The sequence below is a fragment of the Bacillus sp. COPE52 genome (assembly GCF_003355115.1).
Lineage (GTDB): Bacteria > Bacillota > Bacilli > Bacillales > Bacillaceae_G > Bacillus_A > Bacillus_A toyonensis.
Genome location: NZ_CP031292.1, coordinates 1392070 through 1412384, shown reverse-complemented (window position 1 = coordinate 1412384; position 20315 = coordinate 1392070). Strand labels below are relative to the sequence as shown.

Here is a 20315-nt window from a genome sequence, read left to right as displayed (position 1 = left end):
TCTGAATGTAAATACATTTTTAATATTCCGTTATTTCTTAATATAAAGCTACTTTTCTTTCATACTCTTCAATTTCTTGTTCATATTGCATCGTAATGGCAATTTCATCTAGACCATTTAATAATTTTTCTTTCCACATTTTCTCGATTGTAAAATGAAACCTGTGCGTATTTGTAGTAATGACTTCATTCTCTAAATCGACTTCCATTTGATCTCTCGCATTTATTGTAGCAAGTTGTTCACGCATCTCTTTATCCATTACAATCGGTAACATACCATTTTTCATACAATTCATATAAAAAATATCTGCAAATCCCCCTGCGATAATAACGCGGAAACCATAATCAGCAAGGGCCCACGGAGCATGCTCTCTTGAAGAACCGCATCCAAAATTATCACCTGTAATTAATATACTTGCTCCCTTTCGTTCTTGTGCATTAAGGGGAAAATTAGGATTTTCATGGCGCTCATTATCGTAACGCCACTCATCAAATAAATACTTTCCAAATCCTGTCCTTTCAATTCTCTTTAAGTATTGTTTCGGAATAATTTGATCTGTATCAATGTTATCATTCATAAGTACTGCGGCAGTACCTTTATGAATACGAAATGGCTCCATCGTAACTCTCCTTTCTAATATCAACAAAATGCCCATATAATGCAGCTGCTGCTGCCATAGCTGGACTTACTAAATGTGTTCTTGCCCCTTTCCCTTGCCTTCCTTCAAAATTACGATTTGAAGTAGACGCACAATGTTCTCCTTCAGGTACTTGATCTGGATTCATCCCAAGGCACATTGAACATCCAGGCTCTCTCCATTCAAACCCCGCTTCTTCAAATATGTGATGTAAGCCTTTTTGCATTGCCCGCTCTCTCACACTTTTTGATCCTGGTACAACGAGTGCTCGCACACCTTCTTTTACCTTTTTCCCTTTTACAACAGATGCAGCAATTTCTAAGTCAGATAAACGTGAATTTGTACAAGAACCAATAAAGACATGCTTAACAGGAATTTCAAACGTACTTTGTCCAGGGCTCAATCCCATATATGAAAATGCTCTTTCATCATTTTCGTTATGCTTTTCTGGTAACTTTTCATCAATAGGAACACCCATACTAGGATTTGTTCCCCAAGTTACGTATGGAGCTAGACTCGTAACATCTATTGAAATATGTAAATCATAAATTGCATCTGAATCCGTATAAAGCTCCGAACATTTTTCCGTGAAAGATTCATAGTCTTTTGGTGCATATTTACGCCCTTTTACATAAGAAAATGTTTTTTCATCCGGTGCAATAATGCCTGCTTTCGCTCCTCCTTCAATTGCCATATTACAAAGTGTCATTCTCTCTTCCATTCCCATATCACGAATCGTCTCTCCGTAGAATTCCATTACATACCCAGTCCCAACCGCTACACCGTACTTTGAGAGAAGATGTAAAATAATATCCTTTGCATAAACGCCTTTCGGTAACTTTCCTGTTAATTCAATCCCCATCGCTTTCGGTTTTCGTTGCCACAACGTTTGAGTTGCTAATACATGTTCCACTTCACTCGTACCAATACCAAACGCTAGCGCGCCGAAAGCACCGTGAGTTGCTGTATGGCTATCACCACAAACAATCGTTTTCCCTGGTTGTGTGAGTCCAAGTTCCGGCCCGATAACATGAACGATTCCTTGCTCTTCATCACCAATATCAGCTAATCGCACCTCAAATTGTTTACAATTTTCACGAAGTGTATCCAATTGCTGCTTCGCAATGCGATCGGTAATATTCCAAACATCTTTCGTTGGAATATTATGATCCATCGTTGCAAACGTTAATTCCGGTCTCCGAACAGTTCGATTTGCAAGCCGCAAGCCTTCAAAGGCTTGCGGTGAAGTTACTTCATGAACGAGATGAAGATCAATATATAATAAATCCAATCCATTTTCATTTGTTGTAACTACATGTCTTTCCCAAAGTTTATCTAGCAACCTTTTCCCCATTATCTTCCTCTCCCTACTAGTGCCTGCTCTTCCATTTCTTGAACAACCGCCTTCGTAAATGAAGTTGTCGTCTCATCTCCCCCAATATCAACTGTACATTTTCCAGATTGAAGAACTGCAGAAATTGCCTCTTCAATCGCATATCCTTCTCTCGTTAATCCAAATGATTGCCCAAGCATCATCGCAACCGAACGCATCATCGCAATTGGATTTACTTTATTTTTCCCTGCAATATCCGGTGCTGAACCGTGAATAGGCTCATATAAAGATGGCCCGTTTTCCGCATGACTCGCTGATGGAAGCATTCCTAATGATCCTGCTAATACAGAAGCCTCATCACTTAAAATATCACCAAACAAATTCTCTGTTACGATAACATCAAATCTCTTTGGGTTCCGAATTAACTCCATAGCAGCTGCATCTACTAAAATATGCTCTAACTCAACATGAGGATAACGAAGAGCGACTTCTTCCGTAACAGTTCTCCATAATTTACTAGATTCTAAAACATTCGCCTTATCAATAGACGTTACTTTTTTCGATCTCTTACTCGCTAATTGAAAAGCATAAGAAACGATACGTTCAATTTCATGACGATGATACGTAAGTGTATCCGTTGCGACTTCTTCCGTTCGCTCTTTCGGATAAGAAAAATAAATACCACCTGTTAATTCACGAACGACAACGAAGTCAATTTCATCAGCATTTTTTAATGGGGATAAATGCGAAGTTGAGCTTTCTACCGTTACAGGGCGAACATTCGCAAATACACCAAGTCCTTTTCTTAAAGCTAATAATCCTTTCTCCGGTCTTTCTTTCGCACCATCCCAACGAGGTCCACCAACTGCCCCAAGTAAAACCGCATCACTCGCTAAACAAGCGGCAAGTGTTCGCTGTGGTAATGGTTGCCCCGTTAAATCAATAGCAACACCACCAAAGTGCTCATCTTGCAAATGAAAATGATGCCCATATAGTCTCTCTACCATATGCAATACTTCCTTTGCACTTTCCATAATTTCCGGGCCGACACCATCACCAGCTAAACAAACGATACGTTTTTCCAATTTTAACACTCCTTTTAACTGAATTTTCAGAACTTTTTTGATAGGTGAGGAAAGCTTCACTCACCTATCAAACCCTTATTTTACAAGCGCTATAAACGATTTCAATTTTCCAGCTGCATGAACATATGCTCTCGCCGATGCTTCCAATACGTCTTGCGCAACACCAAAACCTGATACTTGATGCGTTCCTTCTTTTAATTCAACATGAACATGAGCAAGTGCGTCTTGACCTTGTGTAATAGATTGTATGCGATAATCTGCCAATTCACATTCTAATCCTAAAATTCTTTGGATTGCATTGTATATTGCTTCAATACTTCCAGAACCAGTCGCTGCATCTTCGTATATAGTTCCCGCCTCATCTTTCAATACAACTGTCGCACACTGTGTACTATTCGATACGAAGTGTACTTGCAATTGCGTAATGTTATATTGCTGCGCTGCAAAAGCTGCTTCACCAAGCATAAGTGCACGTAGATCTTCTTCCGTAATTTCCTTTTTACGATCAGCTAATTTTTTAAACGCTTCAAACACCACATCGCGTTCTTCGTTTGTAAATTCATAGCCTAGTTCTTTCATTTTTTCTGTAAATGCGTGACGCCCAGAATGTTTGCCAAGTACAAATAGGTTTTGAGATTCTCCTATAAGTGCTGGTTCAATGATTTCATATGTTGTCACTTCTTTTAAAACACCATCTTGATGAATGCCTGATTCGTGAGCGAAAGCATTTGCTCCCACAATCGCTTTATTTTTCGGTACAACCATACCCGTTAACCTACTTACTAATGTACTTGTCGATTTAATCTCTTTTAGCGTCATCGAAGGCTCCGCCTTATAGAAATCTTTTCTAATATGAAGAGCAACTGCGACCTCCTCTAATGCAGCATTCCCTGCTCTTTCTCCAATGCCATTAATCGTTCCTTCTACTTGCAGTGCTCCACCTTCAACCGCAGCTAACGAATTTGCCACCGCCATCCCAAGATCATCGTGACAATGACAAGAAAAAATCGCTTTTTCATATGATGGAACGGATTCTTGTAAGTATCTAAAAAGAGAATAATATTCTTCCGGATTCGTATATCCAACTGTATCCGGAATATTAATTACATTCGCTCCTGCACGAATCGCAACTTCTACTGCTTCAGCTAAAAAATCTCTTGATGTTCTTGTCGCATCTTCTGCAGAAAATTGCACTGTCGGAAATAAAGATCTCCCAAGCGTAACCGAGCGATAAATACTATCTAACACATCTTCTTTTGACATACAAAGTTTATATTTCATATGAATATCACTCGTAGCTAAAAATACATGTAAACGAGGAGATACGGCACCTTTCACAGCTTCATATGCTCTTCGAATATCACTTTCTTTCGCTCTAGCTAAACTCATAACTGTAGCATTTTGAATGGTATTTGCGATGCGCTTTACCGATTGAAAATCGCCTTCGGAAGCTGCTGCAAAGCCAGCTTCCATTACATGAATACCAAGTCTCTCTAATTGCCTTGCAATTTGCAATTTCTCTTGTTCATTTAAATTCACTCCTGGTGATTGTTCGCCATCACGTAGCGTCGTATCCATGAACAAAACCTGCTTCATATTATTTAATCCCTACCTTTACACGCGGTTGTACGAAAGGCATCATTTCACGTAATTTACGTCCAACTACTTCAATTTCATGTTCATTTTCTTTCTCATTTGTCGCATGGAAATTTGGTCTTCCTGCTTTATGCTCTGCAATCCATCCTCTTGCAAAAGTACCATCTTGAATTTCAGCTAGTACTTCACCCATCGCTTTCTTCGTATCTTCCGTAACAACACGTGGTCCTGATACGAAGTCTCCCCACTGCGCTGTATCTGAAACAGAATATCTCATATTTTCAAGACCACCTTCGTACATAAGATCAACAATAAGTTTCAGTTCATGTAAACATTCAAAATATGCAAGTTCAGGCTGGTATCCTGCATCAACTAGCGTTTCAAACCCTGCTTTTACAAGTGCAGTCACTCCACCACAAAGTACTGCTTGCTCGCCAAATAAATCTGTTTCTGTTTCTTCTTTAAACGTCGTTTCTAATACTCCAGCTCTCGTCGCTCCAATTCCATCTGCATAAGAAAGTGCCTTTTCAGTAGCAACTCCTGTTGCATCTTGATATACTGCAAACAGCGCTGGAACCGCACCGCCCTCACTAAACGTACGGCGCACTAAATGTCCTGGACCTTTTGGTGCTACTAGAAATACATCTACATTCGCTGGTGGTTTCACTTGATCAAAGTGAACATTAAATCCATGTGCGAACACGAGAGAGTTTCCGGCCTGTAGATTTGGTGCAATTTCAGCTTCATATACTTCTGGTTGTAGTTCATCAGGTAATAAAATCATTACTACATCCGCCTGTTTTGCTGCTTCTGCTACTGTATATACAGAAAATGCATCTTCTTTCGCTTTATCCCAAGACTTGCCTTTTCTTAAACCTACTACTACATCAAATCCGTTATCACGTAAGTTTTGTGCATGCGCATGACCTTGTGAGCCGTATCCGATGATCGCAACTTTCTTTTCTTTTAATACATTTACCGTTACATCTTTTTCATAATATACTTTTGCCATTTTCATTTCCCCCTATATTTAAATGATTATTGAATTAACATAACTTGCTTATCTTGCTTTTTCATACTACGTGTAAATGCTGTTACACCTGTTCTAGCAATTTCTTTCAAACCGTATGGACGAAGTAATTCAATTAACGCTTCTACCTTCTCCTGCGTACCTGTTACTTGCACAACTATGGAATCCTTCCCAACATCTATTACAGCGGCTCGAAATGGCTCAATTAAACTATATAATTCTGCTCTTGCTACAGACGTTGCGACTTTAATAAGTGCCAATTCTCTAGCAATCATTGCTTCTTCTGTAATATCTGATACTTTCAAAACATCAATTTGTTTATGAAGTTGTTTAATTAACTGCTCCACTTGCTGTTCATTTTCAACGTGTACAACAATCGTCATCCGCGATATGTCCGATGATTCCGTATGACCTACTGAAATACTTTCAATATTAAAATGTCTTCGTGTCATAACACCTGTAATTCGGTTTAACACACCACTTTGATTTCGAACTGTTGCTGTAACAATTCTCTTCACCTTTTTTCCACTCCCTCCATTTGGTGAACACCTTTCCCTGGCGCAACCATCGGCATTACCTTTTCTGATTGAAGTACACGGCAATCAATTACGACTGGCTCTTGTAATTCAATCGCATGCTGTATTTGCTTCTTTGCAAGAAGTGGATCATCTATGCGAATTCCTTTTATGCCATACGCATTCGCAAGAGCGACGAAATCTGGTTGGCACGATAGTAAAGAGTGCGAATATCTTTGATTATAAAATTCATCTTGCCATTGTCTTACCATTCCTAAAGCTTCATTATTTAAAATAAAAACTTTAACAGGCAAAGAATGTTCTTTTAAGACACTTAATTCTTGCAGAGTCATTTGAAACCCAGCGTCACCTACAATTGCAATAACTAGTTCTTCTGGCTTTGCAATTTGTGCACCAATTGCTGCTGGAAATCCGAATCCCATCGTTCCTAATCCTCCAGAAGTTACCCATTTATCTGGATTTTTCAACGGATAATATTGCGCTGCCCACATTTGATGTTGCCCAACGTCTGTTGTTACAATCGCTTCTCCTTTCGTAATTTCATATAGCATATCAATTGCGTATTGAGGTTTAATACTTTCAGGATTTCGTTTGTAAGAGAGTGGATATTTTTCTTTTCTACCCTTTAATAAAATGAGCCATTCATGATGATTTTCTTTCTTCCCTTCTGATTGAAGTAATACTTTCAAAGCTCGCTTAGCACTTGCAACAATAGGAATTTCAGTCGGCACATTTTTTCCGATTTCTGCTGGATCAATATCGATATGTGCAACAGTCGCCTCTTTAGCAAAATAAGCTAAATTCCCAGTAAGACGATCATCAAATCTCGCACCAATATTGATCAGTAAGTCGCATTCATATAGCGCCATATTGGCTGTGTAAGAACCATGCATTCCTCCCATCCCTAGAAATAGTCCATCATCTGGCGGAAAACCACCAAGACCAAGTAACGTATGCACAACAGGAATTTCATATTTACGAGCAAAACTTGTTAATTCTTTCGAAGCTTTCGCATGCAATACACCTGCTCCAGCTAAAATTAACGGTTTTTTTGAAATCTCAATTGCTTGTAATAATTTGTTTATTTGGAGTAGATTCGGTTCATAATTAGGGTTGTACCCTGGTAAATCCATTTGCACGTCACTACATCGTTCCCCTTGTTCTACTACCATATCTTTCGGAAGATCAATTACGACTGGACCTGGTCTTCCTGTTCTAGCGATATGAAATGCTTCTTTAATAATTCGAGGTAAATCCGAGGCCTTTCGCACTTGATAATTATGTTTTGTCACTGGCATCGTAAGCCCCATAATATCCGCTTCTTGGAAAGCATCACTTCCAATTAACGTTGTTGCTACTTGCCCTGTAAATACAACAAGTGGCAATGAATCAATCATCGCATCAGCTAGACCAGTAATAACATTTGTAGCACCAGGCCCGCTTGTTGCAATTACAACCCCTGGATTTCCAGTAATTCTGGCATACCCTTCAGCTGCATGAATGGCCCCTTGCTCATGCCTTGTTAAAATATGCGGAATTTCACAGTCATAAAGCGCATCATAAAGAGGTAAAACGGCACCACCCGGATAACCGAAAATCACTTCTACGCCTTCCTTTTCTAGCGCTTCTAACAATAGCTGTGCACCAGTTGCCAGTTTCTCTTCCGTTTTTGAAGACATTGTTCTTATAAGCCCCCTTTAAAAAAAAATTTATAAATAAAAAAAATCCTACGTCCACACTCCAGCTATGTGCTGAAGGGACGAAAGATTTCGCGGTACCACCCTTCTTCGCAAGAATACTCTTGCCTCAGTGACCCATAAATGAGTCTAGCTAATAACGGAGCTACCGTCTAAGCCTAACCAAATGCTTCAGCTTAGCACTCAAAGGCGATGTTCGTCGACGTGAACCATCGGTTTCCAGCAACCACCGACTCTCTGTGAGGCTTCACAATCAACTACTCCTCCCTATCAACGCTTTCTCATTTCATAAAGAGTTATTATCCAACTTTATTTTCTTCGTAAATTTTCTCTCCATCTTCTACAACTAATTTACGGAATTCTTCTAGTAAACGATTCGTATGTAGTCCCGTTTTTCCTAAACCAATCGTCCTACCATCTACTGTCGTAACAGCAATAACTTCAGCAGCTGTTCCTGTTAAAAATACTTCATCAGCTACATATACATCGTGCCTTGTAAATAACTCTTCTCTTACGTCATACCCAAGTTTTTCGCCGATTTCTAAAATTGCGTTTCGTGTAATACCTTCTAACGCTCCAGCAGAACTTGGTGGTGTAATTAATTTATTTCCTTTTACAATAAATACGTTATCTCCTGAACCTTCAGCTACGTATCCTTGATCATTTAACATAAGTGCTTCTTGTACTCCAGCTAATTTCGCTTCAATACGAACTAAAATATTGTTTAAATAATTTAAAGATTTTACTTGAGGTGATAAAACATCTGGTCGATTTCGGCGCGTTGCAACTGTTACAACTGGAATCCCCTTTTCATAATATTCTTGTGGGAATAAAGATAGTTGTTCTGCAATTACTACTACATTCGGTGTCTTACAAGAATCAGGATCTAACCCAAGATTTCCTGCTCCTCTCGATACAACAAGGCGAATGTATCCATTAGATAATTTATTTTGTCGAATCGTCTCAACAACAATATTCGTTACTTCATCTAACGAATATGGAATTTCTAACATGATGGATTTCGCTGATTCATATAACCGGACAAGATGCTCTCTCAAACGGAAAACATTACCGCTATAAACTCTAATGCCTTCAAACACTCCATCGCCATATAAATAGCCATGATCATATACTGAAACTTTTGCTTCGTCTTTTGGAACAAATTCTCCATTTAAGAAAATCCATTGTTCGTTCACTGGAAAGCGCCTCCTATGTTCTATGAATTTTTTATTGTTTCCTAGTTTACTCTCCTTTCTAAATAAATCAAGTAAATTTTTAGAAAATTTTTAATTTTTAATCGTACGTACATCTTTAATTATATTGATTTAACAACATTGTTAACGTTTACAAAAAGTCAAAAATTTTTTTCGCCAATTTCCACTAAAAAAAATATTTGTTTAAAAGAAGGATTTTCTCTAAGAGGTACGAATCTATTGTATTCAATAAACGGACGTCCGATTTTATAAATTCGGGAATATATAACGACTTTTGCTGAAAAAGGGGGAAAATAAAAAAATTAGTGCTGTGTAAAAATAACATTCATAATTTTTATTTCGAAATCATAATCCTATTTTTAAAAAACAATTTGTCAAAATGAAGGAGGAAATAAATATGGCTTGTGTACAAATTAAAGGAACGAGACAAGAGGTAGTTGAAATGCTACAACTATTTGATCTAATGGATACGAAAGGTTTTTGTAAATTCGATAATTATGTAGAGGTAGAACCGAATAACAAAGAACATAATAATTTTATCGCTTCAATCGATATTCAATCTAATCCTTCTTCCGCACAGGATACATTAAACGATCAATTCGTTAGTCAAATGCTTACTGGTGTTTATAACGACTAAACAAATATATGCTTCCTACCATCTTTTCATAAATATATGCTATAGACTTGAGCATACTAGCAACTAGATGGTAGGAGGTGAGAATTATGGCTAGAATTGGCGTTGAAAACTCATTAACAGATGTTCAACAAGCTCTTCAGCAACAAGGACATGAAGTCGTTACACTTAACTCAGAACATGATGCACAAGGCTGCGATTGTTGTGTTGTAACTGGGCAAGATTCTAATGTGATGGGGATTGCAGATACATCAATAAAAGGATCGATAATTACAGCTCATGGTTTAACAACAGATGAAATTTGTCAGCAAGTTGAGAACCGCATTTAAAAGTCATTTCTCCTTATGGTATAACACACAAAAGAAAGAGGACTCCTTTTAAAAAAGGAGTCCTCTTTTTTATATTCACCTAACGGGAAAGTAACATATACTGGATGAAAGCCCTACCTCTCTCTCATCATTACGGTTCCAATGACCGCTCCTTGATTCACTAGTATACATATATGGCTTACAAATACAATTTATAGGGTTTGTTCACAAAAGTTGTTGATAAAATTACCCGATCTTTCGCAAACTTTTCGTATTGTATTCATAAGAGATATTTACTTTACACTAGCTGTAACCGAGACACGAATTAAAATTCTAACACCAATACGGTAACTTGTCAATATTTTTTACAAATTAAAAACAGACAGTAACGGTTTGTCTGTTTTAGAATGGAGCTTTTTCTTTTATTACATATACAACAAAGCCGCTTACTAACATAAATAAGCCAACTACTAAGTTTTTAATATTAATCATACATTCCTCTCCCTTATTCCACACATCTTATTATATATTTACATTTCAATTATTCCGATCATCCTAAAGCGCACTTTTTCTAATATATCACAATTCCTAAAAATTGCAAGTTCACTTTTGACGACCATTCACAAATTTATCTACAGTACTTGGTACAGTGTTTAAAGCTTTTTCAATTAAATGTGTACTACTGTTAAGATGCAATACTTGTACTCCGTTAGAACCAACTACTAAAAAAGCAACGGGACTAATGGAAACCCCAGCCCCACTTCCGCCTCCAAATGGATGCCCTGGCTTATTCTCTTTATGCTGACCTTGTCCACCATTATGTTTTTCAGTAATGAAATCCCCTTTAAAGTCACTTCCACCAGCTCCAAAACCAAACGCCACTTGAGATACTGTTAATACTACATTTCCGTCAGCTGTCGAAACCGGACTTCCAACAATCGTATTTACATCTACCATCTCTTTTAAATTTGTCATCGCTGTTTTCATTAAATTTTCAATTGGATGTTCCATTATGTACTGCACCCTTTCCTCATTATTCCTTTTTATACTTTCCAAAATAGAGGAAGTCATACTAACTTTTCCTATTTCAAAAAAACAATTTTCTTCTACATGGATATTACTCCCTGCCTATCCTCGGATAAAAAAGAAAAAGAGATACATACTACTATTGAACCTTGTTATGAAAGGAGTCATGACTTTGACTGAGAAATTTGATGATTACAAAAAAAGAGATAGAATAGATAGTGATTATAGTGACTATAAAGAAGAATATGCAGCTGAAGTTGCACCACAGCGCATTGATTATGATTACGATAAGAAAGAAGATAAAGATGATGTAAGATCGTCTGCCGCTGGATCAACTGCCGGTTTTATCGCTCTTGCCTTATCTATATTATCACTCTTCACCTTCCCAACACTATTTGGTCTTGTTTCTGTATTACTAGGAATTTACGCTTATAATCGCGGAGCTACTGTAACTGGTGGTATCGCTGCCATTGTTGGTGGAATTGCTGCACTCATCGCGATTTTATTCCGTGTAGCACTTATCGGTTTATTGTTCTCCCTTTTTTAAAAAGAAAAAGGTATCTCGCTTTATGCGAGATACCTTATCCTGTAAATACATCTTCTGATGGATATTTTATTTTTTGTTTTGCTGGGCGTGCTAAAGAAAACACAAGTGTTAGCGGTCCAATTAATCCACAAAACATAACAAACATAATAATACATTTTCCAAATGCTGATAGCTTCGCAGTAATCCCCATCGTTAATCCAACTGTGCCAAATGCTGAAATTGTCTCAAATAGTAGCTGAATAAAGCTAAAGTCTTCTGTAAGCATTAATACAAATACTGCTGTAAAAATAAGTATTTGACTGGCAACGACAATTGCTAACGCTCTCGTTACTGTCGACATTTTAATTGTACGCTGAAATAAAACAATTTCCTCCTTCTTTCTAAAGAAAGAAAGGACAGATGTAATTAAAATAACAAACGTCGTTAATTTAATACCTCCACCCGTCGATACACTTCCTGCACCGATAAACATTAAAACCATCGTAAATAATATAGATGATTCTTCCATCCCTCCATAGTCAACTGTATTAAAACCAGCTGTACGAGGTGTAATACCTTGAAAGAAAGACGCCCATAACTTTTCATTTAAAGATAAATTACCTAACGTCTTCACATTATTATATTCCAATACAAAAATCACAATCATTGCTATAACATTTAGCGCTACTGTTCCAATAATCATTATTTTTGAGTGAAGTGATAATTTTCGAAAACTACGACTATACCATATATCAATTAATACGGTAAAACCGAGTCCTCCTATTACAATTAAGGAACAAATTCCAATATTAATAATAGGGTCTCCTACATACCTTGTTAAATTATCTGGCCAAAGAGCAAACCCCGCATTATTATAGGAAGCAATTACATGGAAAATACTATAGTATAAACCTTTCCCAAAACCAAACTCTGGAATAAAGCGAAACGATAAAAAGATGACTCCAATGAATTCAATACAAATAGAAAAAATAAAGACACGTTTTACTAATTTTACAAGACCACCTATATTTGTTTGATTAAATGCTTCTCCAATTAATAATCGATGGCGTAAGCCAATTTTTTTACCTAGTACCCAAACAATTAAAATGGCAATTGTCATAAGACCTAAACCACCTGTTTGAATTAGAAACATAATAACAATTTCACCAAACATCGTAAACGTACTTGCAGTATCTACTACTCCTAAACCCGTTACAGTCGCTGCCGACGTTGCTGTAAAAAAAGCATCTACCCAACTAATATGTACTTTCGTTGCGAATGGTAACTTTAATAACAAACCTCCGGCCACAATTAAGCAGAAAAAACCTAATGCTAATATTTGTGGTGGGTTTAATTGTATAAAACGATTATACAAACTTTGTCTTTTTGTTACTTTCATATCACTAACTCCCTTTATTAAGTGAAGCTTCTATCCTCTCATAAATACAGGTTTTTAAGAACCTACAAGTAGCGGGATAAACCTTATATTCTCATAACATAGTTGAGCATAATCCTTTTTTTCATAGATTTCAACTTTTATTTATATTCGAACTTTACTTCATTTTATGACAGAAAAACTTTCTATTATCTTTCTCTTAACTCTACAACTCTTGCAACAATAATTTTATATGTACTATTTTTCAAATCCCCATACCTTTCACTCTATGTTCACATGGGGGTCACATCTATCTTTTATAGTATATGTATCGAAGCTGTTCCTCCCTAATTTAAGACATTCCCCAGTGTCTTTGAATAGCTTCCATCCCTAATTAAATTGACATAAATTGTCCCCTTCCTTTGACCATCTTTTATACGATGGTCTTATTTTTTTGTCTTTCTATCCTTTTTTAAACTCCCTCTCTCTTTCACTCTATGTTCACACGAGGGTCACATCTATCTTTTATAGTATATGTATCGAAGCTGTTCCTCCCTAATTTAAGACATTCCCCAGTGTCTCTGAATAGCTTCCATCCCTAATTAAATTGACATAAATTGTCCCCTTCCTTTGACCATCTTTTATACGATGGTCTTATTTTTTTGTCTTTCTATCTTTTTTAAACTCCCTCTCTCTTTCACTCTATGTTCACACGAGGGTCACATCTATCTTTTATAGTATATGTATCGAAGCTGTTCCTCCCTAATTTAAGACATTCCCCAGTGTCTCTGAATAGCTTCCATCCCTAATTAAATTGACATAAATTGTCCCCTTCCTTTGACCATCCTATGTGATGGTCTATTTTATTTTCTGAAATTTATTCTTTCTATAAACTACAGCAAAATCAGACTATTCATATAAAAACAAATAAAACCTTGCGAAATTTCCAGAAAATATTGTCAAAACAGGGATTTTTTCGGTACAATTCATTTAGAAAGTAATTGTACAAAAACAAGGGGGGATTTTATTGAAGCAAACAAAAGCGATCTTACTTGCATTGTTTCTTGGTCTAATTGTTGGACTCACTTTAAATTTAGCTGCACCATCTATTTTTGAACCTTTAAATCAATATGTGTTTAACCCAATTGGCCAACTGTTTATTCGACTCATTAAAATGCTAGTTGTTCCTGTTGTATTCATTTCCATCGTACTAGGGGCTGCTGGTCTTGGAGATCCGAAACAACTTGGAAGAATCGGTTTAAAATCAATTTCATTCTTTCTCGTCACAACAGCAGTTGCTATCTCTATTGCAGTGACATTTGCACTTATCATCAAACCAGGAACTGGCGGTAACTTTAAAACAGACGGGCTTACGTATGAAGGTGCAAAAACTGAAACATCTTTCGTCGATACATTGCTGAATATTGTGCCAGATAATCCAGCTAAAGCGATGGCTGATGGTAACATGTTACAAATTATTGTCTTTGCTGCATTAATCGGACTCGGTTTAGCTGTTTTAGGAAAACGAGTTCAAGGTATCCATTCATTACTTGAACAGGGCAACGAATTAATGATGTATCTTGTTAATCTCGTTATGAAATTAGCCCCAATTGGAACATTTGGTTTGCTTGCTTCATCCGTTGGTAAAATGGGGCTTGCAGGCGTCGCTGCGATGTTCAAGTATATGATAGTCGTTATGTTAGTACTCATTATTCACGGTGTCTTCATATATGGCGGCTTATTAAAGATATTAGCAAAAGAAAGTATTATTCGTTTCTTTAAACATTTCGGACCAGTAATGGCAATTGGATTTAGTACATCTAGCTCTAATGCATCTCTTCCATTCGCAATGAAAACGGCACAAGAAAAACTTGGAGTTCCAAAAGCGATAAGCTCCTTTGTACAACCACTAGGTGCAACGATTAATATGGATGGCACTGCCATTATGCAAGGTGTGGCAACTGTATTTATCGCTCAAGTGTACGGAGTTGAACTTACATTAGCACAATTAGCCATGGTCGTATTAACTGCTGTACTAGCTAGTATCGGCACTGCTGGTGTACCAGGTGTTGGACTTATAATGCTTACAATGGTTTTAAATCAAGTAAACCTACCAGTAGAAGGTATTGCTTTAATTATCGGTATTGATCGCATCCTAGATATGTCTAGAACAGCTGTAAATATTTCCGGTGATGCAATTTGCGCAATGATTGTCGCAAAATCAGAAGAAAAATATAATACAGATCAATCGGCAGCATCTTAAATCAAAAAAGGAGTGAAATGATTCACTCCTTTTTTGATTTACTTCCTTTTTTTGAACGATATTCTTTCCCTTTATTATCGTTACCAGTTTCAAATTCAGTACTAAATTCCTGATTAAACTTTCCTGATTTTGGTGAACCTTGATTCGCGCTTCCTTTACTACCATTACGATTCGTCATATTTCTCCCTCCTTCCATTATTAGTAGTATGGCGCTCTATCTTTTTTCATACACATTTTATTTTTATAAGCTATTACACAAGAAAGAAGACCTTCCACATATAAGGAAGGTCTTCTTTTTCACTAGGTAAACGTTTTCTCGTTTGTAGTTAATTAAATAAGTTTTTGGGAGATAGAAATCATTACATTCATTTCATCTTCTGAAAGTGCGGAAAATCTTTCTTGTAAGTATCGTTTTTTCGCCTCTTCCATTTTCGCAACTAAATCTTTCCCTTGTTCTGTAATCTCTAAATATACAACTCGGCGATCTGATGTAGAACGTGAACGGGTTACGAAACCTTTATTAATTAATTTTTCTGTAACAGCTGTAATATGACTATTCGACACATTTAACTCATTAGCGACACGTGATACCATTTCTTTATTTGTACGATTCAATATTCTAAGGACGATGAACTCATTCCACGGTATGTAACCACCAAATATTTTTCCAATGTCATTACGCAACGTGCGAAACATCGCAAAAACATTTGTCGATAGTTCTTCCATTAATTGTTCTCTATTTTGAGACAACTTTGACAGCCCCTTTTATTTCATTTAGTTAAATAAAAACCTTATTAATAATTTTACATGAAATCTTACTTTTTGTCACCTTATTTTCCCATAATTCGTAGTTTTTTAATATGCATTTCGTGATACAATAAACTTGATTTTCCAGAAAAAGGAGTTTAAGTAATGAGTGAGGAAGACAAATTTTCTAATCTCAGTCTAAAAGATAGGGCTATCGTTATTAGTTTTGTTGTTTTTATTCTCATCACATTTTTTACATTTATATTTTTTGTATATGTAGGAATCTTTCAAATTACGGGTATAGAATACTCTTCACGAACAGCTATACTACTCTTTTTTTTACTTATTCTTTTATTAGATGGTATTACATATTTTATATTCATTTTCTTTAAATCGCTCCTACAGCCAATGATGACAAGTATGCCAAATTGGCTCTCAATTGCTCTTCTCTCCATTATTGAAATTACACTAGATTGGTTCGTCATTCATACTGCCGACGACTGGATAGAGAGCGTACAAATGTCCAACATAGCTGAACTATGTGTCGCACTATTCCTTTACACACTAAATATATTATTTAGTGATAAGAAAGAGTAAGAATACAAGCTTTTCTATATAAAAATTGGTACAATAAAAGCAAATCATACTAAAGAGGTGTTAATTATGAACTTACAACAATGGGCTGATAAAGGTATGTCCTTTGATACATATGTAAATGAAATGAAAGTAAACCAATATGAGCTATTACATATTTACAATAACTTTTTAATTCCAAATGAATTACTCCCAGTTTTAGAAGAACGCCAAAATGATGGCTGGCGTGTTATCGTATTAACAGCCGACTGGTGCGGAGACGCTCTTTTATGCGTACCTGTTATGAAACGAATTTCTGAAGTTGCAAATATTGATATGAGCTTATTAATTCGTGATGAAAACTTGGAATTAATGGATCAATACTTAACAAATGGAACAGCACGTGCAATTCCAATCTTTATTTTCATTGATAAAGACGGAAATGAACAAGCTGTCTTTGGACCACGCGCTCCAAAAGTACAAGAATTAGTAACTTCAATGCGCGCTACATTGCCTGAAAAAGAAGATCCAACATTCGAAGAAAAACAGAAAGAAATGTATGCTAATTTCCGTGCTACATTAGCTGATGATACTTCTCTTTGGGAACATGTAATGGAAAGTATGATTGAAAAAATAGTAAAATAAAAAAACTGCCGAAATCGGCAGTTTTTTTTTGCAAAATCATAATCTTTTTTTCTGAGAATATGCAACATCTACGCACTCTGCTAAACGCTCCATCTCACCCATATATACCGCACGCGTCATCCATCCAGTCAACTTGTACATAATCTTATATATAAAGTTCTTCGGTTCAAATTCTACGATTAAAGTAAGCGATGTACCTTCTTCATCCTCTTCTAACATATAAGTTGCAGCAGTATAACCTTGTTTCATTTCACATCCAACTGATACGATATACGGTTCATTATACTCTAAAATTTCCGCCTCAAATTCATATATTTTCTTCCCCATTTTTTGCACAGATATATATTTATCACCTTCACGAGGTTTTTCAACATCTATATTTGAAGGATACCTATTTTCTACCATAAAGGTACTCCATTCTAGTATTTTCTCGTCATTATGTACATAATCAAACACAACATCAATTGGTGCGGGAATTACTATCTCTATTGCAAAACTCACTAAACTGCTCCTCTCAAATACCCTATAAATTTTCTCTATATTAATGTAACAAAATCATTATGTCATATTTTACATAGTGAAATACAAGTAAATGAGAGCAAAAACTTTATTTTCTCCTGCTATAAAAGAAATACCCTATAGAGTAGACTTTTTCAAGCGTCTAATCTATAGAGTATTTCTGGTGATTTCTTCTTACATAATGAAGAAGAAATAGAATACCGCAGCTAAAATGAAACGATAGTAAGCAAACGGTGTTAGTTTTACACGTGCTAATAATTTTAAGAATGAAACAATTGCAAGCATCGCAACAACAAATGCTGTAATAAATCCTGTTGCAAATAACGGTATATCAGCTGTACTTAATATATCCCAGCTTTTAATTAAATCTAAACCACTTGCAGCTACCATCATTGGAACTGCTAAAATGAACGTATATTCAGCTGCCGCTGTATGAGACACGCGAGCTAATAAACCACCACTTATTGTTGATCCAGAACGAGAGAACCCTGGCCAAAGCGCTAAACATTGGAACATTCCAATTGTAAATGCTTGTTTATATGTGATTTCATCTAACGTTCTTGCTGTACTTGGTTTTGAAAACTTCTCAGCAACAATCATTAAAATACCACCAGCTATTAAACTAATGACAACTGGTCCTGGACCAAATAAAACTTTTTTAATTGTACTATGGAATAATACGCCAAGTATGCCAGCAGGAATCATCCCAATAATAATATGTAATAAATTCAACGACGGTCCGTCTGTTACTTTACCTATGCCAACTAAAGACCATAAACGCTTCCAAAATATAACAACAACTGCTAAAATCGATCCCAATTGAATAACAACTTCGAAAACTTTCGCTCTCTCGTCGTCAAATCCAAGTAAATGACCTGTTAAAATCATATGTCCTGTTGATGAAACTGGTAAAAATTCTGTTAAACCTTCAACAGCACCCATGATTATTCCAATTAACCAATCAGCCACGAGTAGTGCCTCCTTAATAACGAATATGTAATTTTTTCACACCTTATCATAATACCTTATCCCTTTTCAATGTGCATCCTTTTTTTATTGCTTATATATATACTGGTGCGTATTTCTTTTTTATTTTTTGATTAAATTGTATGATAGGAAGGATTGTTTTTTTATCGGAAAGGGGATTTTATGAAAGAAACTACTTCATTCTCACAAAAGCTAAAACACTTTGTATTACTATTCTTCCCGATTTTCGTAACCCAAATGTCATTATTTGCAATGAGCTTTTTTGATACGACAATGTCCGGACATGCCAGTCCAATTGATTTAGCAGGTGTGGCTATCGGAACGAGTATATGGCTCCCAGTTAGTACAGGATTAACAGGGGTTTTAATGGCTACTACTCCTATTGTTGCCCAACTCATTGGATCCAAGAAAAAAGAGGATGTTCCTCACGTTGTCATACAAGCAGTTTATTTAGCAGTTTGCGCTAGCTTCGTTGTTATCCTTATTGGCTTCTTCGTTGTTCCACCTATTTTAAATGGCATGCGATTAGAAGAACCTGTTGAACGTATTGCAGCACAATTTTTAAGTATTATCGCGATTGGAGTTATCCCATTATTTACTTATACTGTTTTGCGTGGATTTATTGATGCATTAGGAAAAACTCGAACAACGATGATCATTACATTACTATCATTACCGATTAACGTAGTATTAAATTATGTATTAATTTTTGGGAACTTTGGTTTCCCTAAACTCGGTGGTGTCGGTGCAGCAATTGCTTCTGCAGCAACCTATTGGTGCATTTTAATTATTACCGTCATTATTATTCGTACGAAAGAGCCATTCGCATCTTTTAATATTTTTAAACAGTTATATCGTCCTTCTCTTTCGAGTTGGAAATCATTTTTAAAACTTGGCGTCCCTATCGGATTTGCTATCTTTTTTGAAACGAGTATTTTCGCTGCAGTTACACTAATGATGAGTAACTTTAGTACGACAACAATTGCAGCGCATCAAGCAGCTATGAACTTCGCTTCCTTGTTATATATGACTCCTTTAAGTTTAGCAATGGCAATGACGATAGCAGTTGGATTTGAAGTTGGAGCAAAACGATATGATAGCGCAAAACAATATGGGTTTATCGGCATTGGATTAGCCCTTGCTTTCGCTCTTTTCTATTCGATTCTTCTTTATTTCTTTGATGATGGAATTGCATCTATTTATACAACAGATGCAAATGTTCACCATTTAGCAAAAGAGTTCCTTATATTTGCGATTTTATTTCAAATTTCAGATGCAATTGCAACTCCTGTACAAGGAGCACTACGTGGTTACAAAGACGTAAATGTTGCCTTAATTATGACATTAGTCGCTTATTGGGTAATAGGTCTCCCTCTCGGTTACATATTAGCAACATATACCGACTGGGCAGCAAAAGGATATTGGATGGGTCTTATTATCGGTCTAGCATTTGGTGCTAGCTTCCTTCTAATCCGTCTCTTCCAAGTTCAAAGAAAATATACAACACAAAACAGCCGCTAACGCTAGAGCGGCTGTTTTCTTTATGCATATTTTTTCTTGTAACGTATAACATAATGAAAAAGA

22 protein-coding genes, 1 pseudogene and 1 other annotated feature are annotated in these 20315 nt (G+C 36.3%); of the genes and pseudogenes, 7 read left to right on the top strand and 16 right to left on the bottom strand.

Translation table 11 applies throughout. From position 1 onward, the window contains the following. Positions 1–37: 37 nt before the first annotated feature. The 9 genes and pseudogenes from leuD to DPQ31_RS29655 all read right to left on the bottom strand — a co-directional run bounded on the left by leuD (position 38) and on the right by DPQ31_RS29655 (position 9466). Positions 38–619: a 3-isopropylmalate dehydratase small subunit gene (gene leuD / locus DPQ31_RS07130; RefSeq protein WP_000433199.1), complete on the bottom strand. Its 582-nt coding sequence runs from the start codon at positions 617–619 to the stop codon at positions 38–40. Continuing rightward, on the bottom strand, positions 597–1991 hold the full coding sequence (leuC, locus tag DPQ31_RS07125; protein WP_000520121.1) for a 3-isopropylmalate dehydratase large subunit: 1395 nt from the start codon (positions 1989–1991) through the stop codon (positions 597–599). Before leuC ends, leuD begins: the two co-directional genes overlap by 23 nt. Beyond that, positions 1991–3055 carry a 3-isopropylmalate dehydrogenase gene (gene leuB / locus DPQ31_RS07120; RefSeq protein ID WP_000415349.1) on the bottom strand — a complete coding sequence of 355 codons (1065 nt, stop codon included), beginning with the start codon at positions 3053–3055 and terminating at the stop codon, positions 1991–1993. Before leuB ends, leuC begins: the two co-directional genes overlap by 1 nt. 75 nt (positions 3056–3130) lie before the next feature. Beyond that, entirely contained in the window at positions 3131–4651 is a 1521-nt protein-coding gene (leuA, locus tag DPQ31_RS07115; RefSeq protein WP_199632474.1) for a 2-isopropylmalate synthase, read from the bottom strand. Between the two features lies 1 nt (position 4652). Beyond that, positions 4653–5663 carry a ketol-acid reductoisomerase gene (gene ilvC, locus DPQ31_RS07110; protein ID WP_087949116.1) on the bottom strand — a complete coding sequence of 337 codons (1011 nt, stop codon included), beginning with the start codon at positions 5661–5663 and terminating at the stop codon, positions 4653–4655. A gap of 26 nt (positions 5664–5689) precedes the next feature. Further along, positions 5690–6199, bottom strand: coding sequence for an acetolactate synthase small subunit (gene ilvN, locus DPQ31_RS07105; RefSeq protein WP_000822948.1), 510 nt, complete (start codon positions 6197–6199; stop codon positions 5690–5692). Further along, positions 6196–7896, bottom strand: coding sequence for an acetolactate synthase large subunit (gene ilvB / locus DPQ31_RS07100; protein WP_016108064.1), 1701 nt, complete (start codon positions 7894–7896; stop codon positions 6196–6198). Before ilvB ends, ilvN begins: the two co-directional genes overlap by 4 nt. Before the next feature lie 73 nt (positions 7897–7969). Next, positions 7970–8197, bottom strand: a binding site (T-box leader). Positions 8198–8213: 16 nt separating this feature from the next. Then, positions 8214–9110: a branched-chain-amino-acid transaminase gene (gene ilvE / locus DPQ31_RS07095; RefSeq protein WP_001005499.1), complete on the bottom strand. Its 897-nt coding sequence runs from the start codon at positions 9108–9110 to the stop codon at positions 8214–8216. Positions 9111–9268: 158 nt separating this feature from the next. Further along, positions 9269–9466, bottom strand: a pseudogene (locus tag DPQ31_RS29655) (hypothetical protein). Positions 9467–9525: 59 nt separating this feature from the next. On the opposite strand from DPQ31_RS29655, the gene DPQ31_RS07085 reads away from it, so the two are divergent. Further along, complete coding sequence (locus DPQ31_RS07085) at positions 9526–9765, top strand: DUF3911 family protein (RefSeq protein ID WP_000752506.1); 240 nt, start codon at positions 9526–9528, stop codon at positions 9763–9765. Between the two features lie 86 nt (positions 9766–9851). After that, positions 9852–10091, top strand: a complete 240-nt coding sequence (locus tag DPQ31_RS07080; RefSeq protein ID WP_140154051.1) for a YkuS family protein — start codon at positions 9852–9854, stop codon at positions 10089–10091. Positions 10092–10472: 381 nt separating this feature from the next. Here DPQ31_RS07080 and DPQ31_RS07075 read toward each other — a convergent pair whose 3' ends face one another. Continuing rightward, complete coding sequence (locus DPQ31_RS07075; RefSeq protein ID WP_000608227.1) at positions 10473–10562, bottom strand: hypothetical protein; 90 nt, start codon at positions 10560–10562, stop codon at positions 10473–10475. A gap of 111 nt (positions 10563–10673) precedes the next feature. Next, on the bottom strand, positions 10674–11141 hold the full coding sequence (gene ytfJ, locus DPQ31_RS07070) for a GerW family sporulation protein (RefSeq protein WP_002038268.1): 468 nt from the start codon (positions 11139–11141) through the stop codon (positions 10674–10676). A 109-nt stretch (positions 11142–11250) separates the two neighbouring features. Between ytfJ and DPQ31_RS07065 the strand changes: the two genes are divergently transcribed. Beyond that, positions 11251–11643, top strand: coding sequence for a hypothetical protein (locus DPQ31_RS07065; protein ID WP_002038267.1), 393 nt, complete (start codon positions 11251–11253; stop codon positions 11641–11643). Positions 11644–11677: 34 nt separating this feature from the next. On the opposite strand, the gene DPQ31_RS07060 is transcribed toward DPQ31_RS07065, so the two are convergent. After that, a complete protein-coding gene (locus DPQ31_RS07060; RefSeq protein ID WP_000869131.1) occupies positions 11678–13021 on the bottom strand; it encodes a TrkH family potassium uptake protein in 1344 nt (447 codons plus the stop codon). 1003 nt (positions 13022–14024) lie between these two features. On the opposite strand from DPQ31_RS07060, the gene DPQ31_RS07055 reads away from it, so the two are divergent. After that, entirely contained in the window at positions 14025–15260 is a 1236-nt protein-coding gene (locus DPQ31_RS07055; RefSeq protein WP_097959602.1) for a dicarboxylate/amino acid:cation symporter, read from the top strand. A gap of 22 nt (positions 15261–15282) precedes the next feature. On the opposite strand, the gene DPQ31_RS07050 is transcribed toward DPQ31_RS07055, so the two are convergent. Both DPQ31_RS07050 and DPQ31_RS07045 read right to left on the bottom strand, forming a co-directional pair. Then, positions 15283–15438: a hypothetical protein gene (locus DPQ31_RS07050; protein ID WP_000184925.1), complete on the bottom strand. Its 156-nt coding sequence runs from the start codon at positions 15436–15438 to the stop codon at positions 15283–15285. A 152-nt stretch (positions 15439–15590) separates the two neighbouring features. After that, positions 15591–16010, bottom strand: coding sequence for a MarR family winged helix-turn-helix transcriptional regulator (locus tag DPQ31_RS07045; protein ID WP_000081437.1), 420 nt, complete (start codon positions 16008–16010; stop codon positions 15591–15593). Between the two features lie 162 nt (positions 16011–16172). On the opposite strand from DPQ31_RS07045, the gene DPQ31_RS07040 reads away from it, so the two are divergent. Together DPQ31_RS07040 and DPQ31_RS07035 are read left to right on the top strand one after the other, a co-directional pair. Next, positions 16173–16604 (top strand): regulatory YrvL family protein, encoded by a 432-nt coding sequence (locus DPQ31_RS07040; protein WP_199631454.1) that lies wholly within the window; start codon positions 16173–16175, stop codon positions 16602–16604. 33 nt (positions 16605–16637) lie between these two features. Further along, complete coding sequence (locus DPQ31_RS07035) at positions 16638–17225, top strand: thioredoxin family protein (protein WP_073990710.1); 588 nt, start codon at positions 16638–16640, stop codon at positions 17223–17225. A 36-nt stretch (positions 17226–17261) separates the two neighbouring features. Here the strand turns inward: DPQ31_RS07035 and DPQ31_RS07030 are convergent, their stop codons facing one another. Further along, positions 17262–17726, bottom strand: coding sequence for an SRPBCC family protein (locus tag DPQ31_RS07030; RefSeq protein WP_208731720.1), 465 nt, complete (start codon positions 17724–17726; stop codon positions 17262–17264). A gap of 192 nt (positions 17727–17918) precedes the next feature. Continuing rightward, positions 17919–18713, bottom strand: a complete 795-nt coding sequence (gene uppP / locus DPQ31_RS07025) for a bacitracin resistance undecaprenyl-diphosphatase (RefSeq protein ID WP_000796244.1) — start codon at positions 18711–18713, stop codon at positions 17919–17921. Positions 18714–18893: 180 nt separating this feature from the next. Here uppP and DPQ31_RS07020 point away from each other — a divergent pair, with 180 nt between their 5' ends. Beyond that, a complete protein-coding gene (locus DPQ31_RS07020; protein ID WP_097959598.1) occupies positions 18894–20252 on the top strand; it encodes an MATE family efflux transporter in 1359 nt (452 codons plus the stop codon). Positions 20253–20315: the final 63 nt, after the last annotated feature.